This is a genomic window from Pseudoduganella violaceinigra DSM 15887 (assembly GCF_000425385.1).
In the GTDB taxonomy this organism is placed as follows: domain Bacteria; phylum Pseudomonadota; class Gammaproteobacteria; order Burkholderiales; family Burkholderiaceae_D; genus Rugamonas; species Rugamonas violaceinigra.
Genome location: NZ_KE384358.1, coordinates 62,545 through 69,292 on the forward strand (window position 1 = coordinate 62,545; position 6,748 = coordinate 69,292).

General features: G+C 60.7%; 7 protein-coding genes and 3 tRNA genes. All 10 read right to left on the reverse strand.

Translation table 11 applies throughout. The features are described 5' to 3' along the window. Nucleotide 1: 1 nt before the first annotated feature. Nucleotides 2-1,138, reverse strand: a complete 1,137-nt coding sequence (earP, locus tag H597_RS0122665) for an elongation factor P maturation arginine rhamnosyltransferase EarP (RefSeq protein WP_028104122.1) — start codon at nucleotides 1,136-1,138, stop codon at nucleotides 2-4. Nucleotides 1,139-1,184: 46 nt separating this feature from the next. Further along, nucleotides 1,185-1,260 (reverse strand) — tRNA-Glu (locus H597_RS0122670). A 29-nt stretch (nucleotides 1,261-1,289) separates the two neighbouring features. After that, nucleotides 1,290-1,365, reverse strand: a tRNA-Glu gene (locus H597_RS0122675). Nucleotides 1,366-1,404: 39 nt separating this feature from the next. Next, nucleotides 1,405-1,740 carry a cytochrome C oxidase subunit IV family protein gene (locus H597_RS0122680; protein ID WP_028104123.1) on the reverse strand — a complete coding sequence of 112 codons (336 nt, stop codon included), beginning with the start codon at nucleotides 1,738-1,740 and terminating at the stop codon, nucleotides 1,405-1,407. Between the two features lie 9 nt (nucleotides 1,741-1,749). Next, complete coding sequence (locus H597_RS0122685; RefSeq protein ID WP_028104124.1) at nucleotides 1,750-2,406, reverse strand: heme-copper oxidase subunit III family protein; 657 nt, start codon at nucleotides 2,404-2,406, stop codon at nucleotides 1,750-1,752. A gap of 3 nt (nucleotides 2,407-2,409) precedes the next feature. Continuing rightward, nucleotides 2,410-3,060: a cytochrome c oxidase subunit 3 family protein gene (locus H597_RS0122690; protein ID WP_028104125.1), complete on the reverse strand. Its 651-nt coding sequence runs from the start codon at nucleotides 3,058-3,060 to the stop codon at nucleotides 2,410-2,412. Then, nucleotides 3,057-4,865, reverse strand: a complete 1,809-nt coding sequence (ctaD, locus tag H597_RS32135) for a cytochrome c oxidase subunit I (protein WP_051294039.1) — start codon at nucleotides 4,863-4,865, stop codon at nucleotides 3,057-3,059. Before ctaD ends, H597_RS0122690 begins: the two co-directional genes overlap by 4 nt. An 11-nt stretch (nucleotides 4,866-4,876) precedes the next feature. Further along, nucleotides 4,877-5,974 (reverse strand): cytochrome c oxidase subunit II, encoded by a 1,098-nt coding sequence (locus H597_RS0122700; RefSeq protein WP_028104126.1) that lies wholly within the window; start codon nucleotides 5,972-5,974, stop codon nucleotides 4,877-4,879. 80 nt (nucleotides 5,975-6,054) lie between these two features. After that, complete coding sequence (locus tag H597_RS0122705) at nucleotides 6,055-6,558, reverse strand: hypothetical protein (RefSeq protein WP_028104127.1); 504 nt, start codon at nucleotides 6,556-6,558, stop codon at nucleotides 6,055-6,057. 113 nt (nucleotides 6,559-6,671) lie between these two features. Then, nucleotides 6,672-6,747: transfer RNA gene (locus H597_RS0122710), tRNA-Glu, on the reverse strand. Nucleotide 6,748 lies beyond the last annotated feature (1 nt).

Sequence of the window (6,748 nt, forward strand, 5' to 3'; positions counted from 1 at the left end):
GTTACCTCAGCGATGCACAAAATTTAGTCAAATTCGTGGCCAGATCGCCATTGGCCAGGATTTTTTGTTGCCATTCTGACGACTTTGCCGAAATTTCAGGCATGGCCGTGACGAGGGCCTTCCACAGGCCCGCCCAGTCGCCCTGCCCGGCGCCATTCCAGCACAGCGAGAATTCATCGAGCGCACTGCCTGCCGCATAGCGCTGCAGGAAGGCGCGCAACTTTTTATGGTGCAGGTTTTCGTCTTGCGCGTAAATATTCCAGATAAAGGACTTGGCCGCCCACTGCGCCCGCACCCAGGAGTCTTCCCCGCGCACGAAGTTCAGATCGCAGGACCAGAGCAGCTTGTCGTAATCCTGCTGCGGTACGAACGGCAGCACGCGCACGGTCAGCGCGCCTTCGCTGCGCACCGCCCCGGCAACGGCCGGCTGCTCGAGGAAGGCCGCAACCGCATCCGATGCCACGCCTTCCGGAACCAGGCATGTTACCGCTTGCCCGCCGGCGCACCATGCGGCAAACACTTCGGCAACCGGGGCATAGGGATAGCAGAACAGCGACACCTTCATCGCCGCGGCTTCCGCTGCCGTCACGCCCAGGGAGGACAGGAAGGCCGGCACCGCAACGGGGTCGGCGATATAGGCGCGGCGCTCGGCTTCAAGACCTGCTTCATACAGCAGTCCGCCGGTTTTTTCGGTGAAGCCCGGGAAGAAGAAATACTTGGTCAGCGGCAGGCGCGGATGCCTGGACGGCAGGCTGTGGCAGCCCTCCACCCACTCTTCGGCGCTCAGGCCTTCGAGATTCAGCCACACCGGACGATGCGGGCGCACCGCCATCGCCGCGATATAGGCGGGCGGAATGTCGCAGCCGAAGAATTCAATCACGATATCGGCCACATCATCGGCCGCGAACTCGCCATCCTGGTTGGCCCAGTGGCGCACAACAACACCATCGACCAGTTGGCGGTCGACGGCAGTGTCGACCTGCGGGCAGATGCGCTGGAAGGTGCGCATATCATCGACCCACAGCGTGACGGCAATGCCGTGCTCGCGCTGCAGCTGGCGCGCCAGGCGCCAGCAAATGCCGATGTCGCCGAAGTTATCGACAACTTTGCAAAATAGATCGAGGGACAAGCTTGGCATAAGCGGAAAATGAAAAAGCCGCACAAGGCGGCTTCATTCTAAACTGTGGCGTCCCCACGGGGATTCGAACCCCGGTACTCACCGTGAAAGGGTGATGTCCTAGGCCTCTAGACGATGGGGACCCTGGACTTGCACTACGCATTCTATGACGTGGCGTCCCCACGGGGATTCGAACCCCGGTACTCACCGTGAAAGGGTGATGTCCTAGGCCTCTAGACGATGGGGACGTCGTAAAAGCGTGCGCGAATTATATCAGCGTGCAAGCCTCATTTCAAGGGCGCAACGGCGAAGTGTTCGATTCGATTGGCATTCACGTAATGCGACTCCGCCGTCATCATCCCGACCAGTACCAGGATCGCCAGCGGCGGCAACGTTATCGCGAAAATCAGCGCCAGCCTTTCCCATTTCATGTGCATGAATACCGCGACGATAAAGCCCGCCTTCAGCATCATCAGTATCAGGATCAGCGACCAGCGCAGCAAGCCGTGCAAGTGGAAGAAGTCGACCAGGTAAGAGAAGAAGCTCAATACGAATAGCAGGATCCAGACTTTGACGTAGGTCCCGATCGGGTGCTGCTGGTGTGCGGCGGTAGCTTCGGACATGGCGGCCTCCTACCAAAGATAGAACAATGCAAAGATGAACACCCAGACAAGGTCGACAAAGTGCCAATACAGGCCGGTGATTTCGACGATGTCATATCCCTTCTTCTCGTAATGCCCATTCAATACACGGCGCGCGATGATCGACAGGTAGATGACGCCCGCCGATACGTGCAGCCCGTGGAAGCCCGTGATCATGAAGAAGCATGAGCCGAACTGCGCCGCGCCCATCGGATTCCCCCATGGCCGCACACCTTCGTGAATCAACTTGCTCCACTCGAACGCCTGCATGCTGACGAAGAGCAGGCCAAAAGCTGCCGTCACGAGCATCATCCGTGCCGCCATCTTGCGATTGCGCTGGTAAGCGAAGTTGACCGCCATCGCCATCGTGCCGCTGCTGGTGATCAGCACGAAAGTCATGATGGCGATCAGGATCAATGGGTAGCTGGTCCCCGCTATCGTCAACGAAAATACTTCGCTGGGATTGGGCCAGGCCGAGGTGGTGGCCATGCGGACCGACATGTAGCCGGTGAGGAAAGTGCCGAAAATGAAGGTGTCGCTGAGCAGGAAGATCCACATCATCGCCTTGCCCCACGGGACGCGGAACGCGGCGCGGTCGCCCGCCCAGTCGGAGACGAAGCCTTTCATGTCGTTGGTGCCGGTATCCATACCTCACCTCACTGGAATGCCTATCGTTGTGCAGAAGGCCCTGACAAAGTCCGGCGTCACCATATACAGCAAGGCGAACACCGCGAGCCAGAGGACAAACAGGAAATGCCAGTACCGCGCGCAGAGGCCGATCGCCTCCCCTGCCCTGCGCACCGCAAACGCGCCTGCCACCATGCCGCCCAGCACGTGCGCCGCGTGCAGGCCGGTGATCAGGTAGAAGAAGCTGTTGGCGGGATTGGCCGCCACGCCGTAATCGGCGGCCGTCATCGCCTGCCACGCATAGAGCTGGGACAGCACGAACATTGCCGACAGCAGCAGCGCGCCGATGGATGTGCTGCGCGCAGCATCGCGCCGGCCGGCCGCGACGTGGCGCCGCGCCAGCTCCCAGGCCAGGCTGCACAGCACCAGCAGCCCGGTGCTGCAATACAGCTGCCACGGCACGTAAGTGATCGGCCGCCAGTCTTCATAAGCCGCCCGCATCATGTAGGCGACCCCGAACAGGCCAAACAAGGTCGAGACAACCACCATGAAAACCCACAGCCCGATGCGGCGCGCGCCGCGCGGCCAAGACGGCCCGCTGTCGCGCGTTCCGCCCCCGCCGCCAGGCTGCCCGGGGATGCCGCCACTGGATCGAAGGGTCGCGTTGGCGCTCATTTCGGCACCTCCGCTGGGTCATAGTATGGCGCCGAACGTGACGGCGGATGGGAAGGTGGCGGCGCGTGGGGATCGGCGCCGAATTCGGGGTCGGCATTCTGCGGGATGTAATCGCCGCCGGGACCATCGACGCCATATTCATACGCGCCGCGATGCACGGACGGCAGTTCCGGCCCCCAATTGCCATGCTCCGGCGGGGTCTGCGGCGTGAACCATTCCAGGCTGGCAGCCCGCCACGGGTTGCCGCCCGCAACGGCGCCGCTGCGCACGCTCCACATCAAATTGAACAGGAACAGCAGCTGCGCCACGCCCACAATCAAGGCAGCCACTGTAATGAAGGCGTTCAGCGTATGCGCCGACTCGGGGATGAAGGCGTAGTTCTCGTACGCGTAATAACGGCGCGGCATGCCGAGGATGCCGAGATAGTGCATGGGGAAGAAGATCGCGTAGGCGCCGATAAAGGTGACCCAGAAGTGGGCCTGGCCGAGCTTTTCATTGAACATGCGGCCGGTGACTTTCGGGTACCAGTGATACAGCCCGCCAAACACCGCCAGCACTGGCGACACACCCATCACCATATGGAAGTGCGCCACCACGAAATAGGTATTCGAGAGCGGGATATCGACACTGACATTCCCCAGGAACAGGCCGGTCAAGCCGCCGATCAGGAAAGTGCTGATGAAGCCCAGTGCGAACAGCATCGGCACGGTCAGGTGAATATCGCCCCGCCATAGGGTCAGCGTCCAGTTGTAGACTTTCAGCGCCGTCGGCACGGCGATGATCAGCGTCGTCGTCGCGAAGAAGAAGCCGAACCATGGGTGCATGCCGCTCACATACATATGGTGCGCCCACACCACAAAGCTCAAGGCGCCGATGATTACGATGGCCCACACCATCATGCGGTAGCCGAAGATGCATTTGCGTGCATGCACGCTGATCAGATCCGAGATCACGCCGAAGGCGGGCAGCGCAACGATATACACCTCCGGGTGGCCAAAGAACCAGAACAGGTGCTGGAACAGCAGCGGGCTGCCGCCCTTGTAGTTAAGCTGCTGGCCCATCGAAACCAGGGCGGGCATGAAGAAACTGGTACCCAGCGTTTTATCGAACAGCATCATCACCGCGCTGACGAACAGCGCAGGAAATGCCAGCAGCGCCAGGATGGTCGCCACGAAAATACCCCAGACCGACAGCGGCATGCGCATCAGGGTCATGCCGCGCGTGCGCGCCTGCAGCACCGTGGTCACGTAATTCAAGCCGCCCATGGTCGCCGCGACGATGAACACCGCCAGCGACACCAGCATGACGATGATGCCCCACTGGACACCGGGCGTACCAGGCAGGATCGCCTGCGGCGGATACAGCGTCCACCCAGCCCCGGTCGGCCCGCCCGGCACGAAGAAGCTCCCGCACAGGATCACCACCGCCAGCAGGTAAAACCAGTACGAGAGCATGTTCAGGAAGGGGAAGACCATGTCGCGCGCCCCGACCATGAGCGGGATCAGGTAATTCCCGAAGCCCCCGAGGAACAAGGCTGTCAGCAGGTACACCACCATGATCATGCCGTGCATGGTGATGAACTGGTAATAGCTGTTCGGGTCGATGAACTGGAATTTGCCGGGAAAGCCAAGCTGCAGCCGCATCAGGTCGGACAGGATCAGGCCAATGGTGCCGATGAACAGCGCCGTCAGCGTGTACTGGATTGCGATGACCTTGTGATCCTGGCTCCAGACATATTTGGTCCAGAAGCTTTGCGGGGCGTGGTGGCCCTCATCGTCGTGGCCGTGCTCTTCACCATAAGACATGCGAGGTCTCCTCAGCGTACCGTCTTGATGTAGTCGATCAATGCCGCCGCGTCCTCATCGCTCATCGGGTTGGGCGGCATGATGTTGGGGAAGCCCTTGACCACTTTGGCCTTGGGGTCGATGATGGATTGCTTGAGGTAGGCCTCGTCCACCGCGATGGTGGCGCCGCCCTCCAGCGTCTCCTGTTTGCCAAACAAGCCTTTCCAGGTCGGCCCCACCCCGGGCGCACCATCGATGCTGTGGCATGCCACGCAGCCTTTCGACTGGGCGATCAGCCTGCCCTGCTTGCCGGGTTCCGCAGGCCCGCCCACGCCGCCGGGAGCGTTATGCCCGCTGAAAGTCGGCTGCTTTGCCAGCCAGGCATCGTAGACCGCAGGCTCTTCAACGATCACCGCGCTGCGCATATTCGAATGCCCCACGCCGCACAGTTGCGCGCACAACACCTCGAAACGGCCAGCCTGGGTTGGCGTCAGCCAGAAATTGGTCACCAGGCCCGGCACCATATTCATGCGGGTGCGGAATTGCGGAACATAGAAATCGTGCAGCACATCTTGCGCGCGCAGCAAGACTTTGACCGGCTGGTTGATCGGGATATGGATTTCGCTGCCATCGACCAGCACGTCATCCTGCCCGGCGGGATCGTTGGGATCGATGCCGAACGGGTTGGTGGCGTTAATGAAGCGTACATCGGTCGCGCCGAGCTTGCCATCCTTGCCCGGCAGGCGGAAATGCCAGTCCCATTGCTTGCCCATCACTTCGAACACACTGGCATTGGCGGGCGGGTCGATCAGCTTGGCATACACGTGCAAGCCTGGCGCCAGCATCGCCACGATGCCCAGCGAGGTCGCGGCAATCAACCACCACTCGAGCTTGCCGTTATGCGACTCCGCGGCGGCGCGGTGCCCCTCGCGGTGGCGGAACTTGACCACGGCATACGCAACAAACAGGTGGATGACTATGAAGAGTACGGCGCAGATCACGAGTGTGATCATCAGAGCATCGTCCATCGCCTGCCAGTTGGAGGCTATGGGAGTCAGCCACCATGGGCTGAGCCAGTGAAAAATAATCGCGCCAAGAACAATCAGAATAAGGGAGATTGCCAACGCCATAATGATAAGCCCGGTTAGTTATGGGAAAACTACACACGGCTACGCCCCGCTCGCAGGCGGGGCGTCTTGACAAGGCTTATTCACTCGCGTCGTTCCGGCCGCTCCAGCAGACGGTAGAACATGGCGCAGGAAGCGCCGAACACCAGGTGGGCGGCAAAAGTGGTCCATCCGCGCAAATCGGCAAACCACGTGAAGGCGCCGGACATGCCATAGAAATTCAGCACGTACAGCAAAATGCCAAAGGCGGCACCGGTCAGCATCACCAGGCCCATGCTCGAATCGAGCTGGAACGGGGCAATGATGGCCGCCAGCATCATGGCGAAGGTAATACCGAGGATATAGTGGACTGCCAGCGCTGCGATCACCACGGTCAGGTCGTAGCCGGAGGTTTGCAGCACCTCCCAGCCCATGACCATCGCCGCGACCATCCGGGTTGTCAGCCATCGGTCACCGCCTTGCACGGTGGCCCACATCAACTCCAGCAACATCAGGATACCGCCGGCTCCGAAACCGGCGATGGCTGCGGCGGTCCAGTCAGCCTGGCGCGCCACCCAGCGATGCGATTGCAACACGCGAAGTTCCATGACTTCCTCCTGTGCAGGGTTCGTAACTCATATTAGTACGCAAACCATGAAGATGCAAAGGAGTTAAGCTTGCACGCTTTTTAGGCAGACTTGAAAGGAAGTAAGAAGAATTGTGGCGTCCCCACGGGGATTCGAACCCCGGTACTCACCGTGAAAGGGTGATGTCCTAGGCCTCTAGACGATGGGGACC

Bases quoted from the DNA above. Each gene is read 5' to 3' on its own strand.
- earP (WP_028104122.1), bottom strand. From the start codon at position 1,138: ATGCCAAGCTTGTCCCTCGATCTATTTTGCAAAGTTGTCGATAACTTC.
- H597_RS0122680 (WP_028104123.1), bottom strand. From the start codon at position 1,740: ATGTCCGAAGCTACCGCCGCACACCAGCAGCACCCGATCGGGACCTAC.
- H597_RS0122685 (WP_028104124.1), bottom strand. From the start codon at position 2,406: ATGGATACCGGCACCAACGACATGAAAGGCTTCGTCTCCGACTGGGCG.
- H597_RS0122690 (WP_028104125.1), bottom strand. From the start codon at position 3,060: ATGAGCGCCAACGCGACCCTTCGATCCAGTGGCGGCATCCCCGGGCAG.
- ctaD (WP_051294039.1), bottom strand. From the start codon at position 4,865: ATGTCTTATGGTGAAGAGCACGGCCACGACGATGAGGGCCACCACGCC.
- H597_RS0122700 (WP_028104126.1), bottom strand. From the start codon at position 5,974: ATGGCGTTGGCAATCTCCCTTATTCTGATTGTTCTTGGCGCGATTATT.
- H597_RS0122705 (WP_028104127.1), bottom strand. From the start codon at position 6,558: ATGGAACTTCGCGTGTTGCAATCGCATCGCTGGGTGGCGCGCCAGGCT.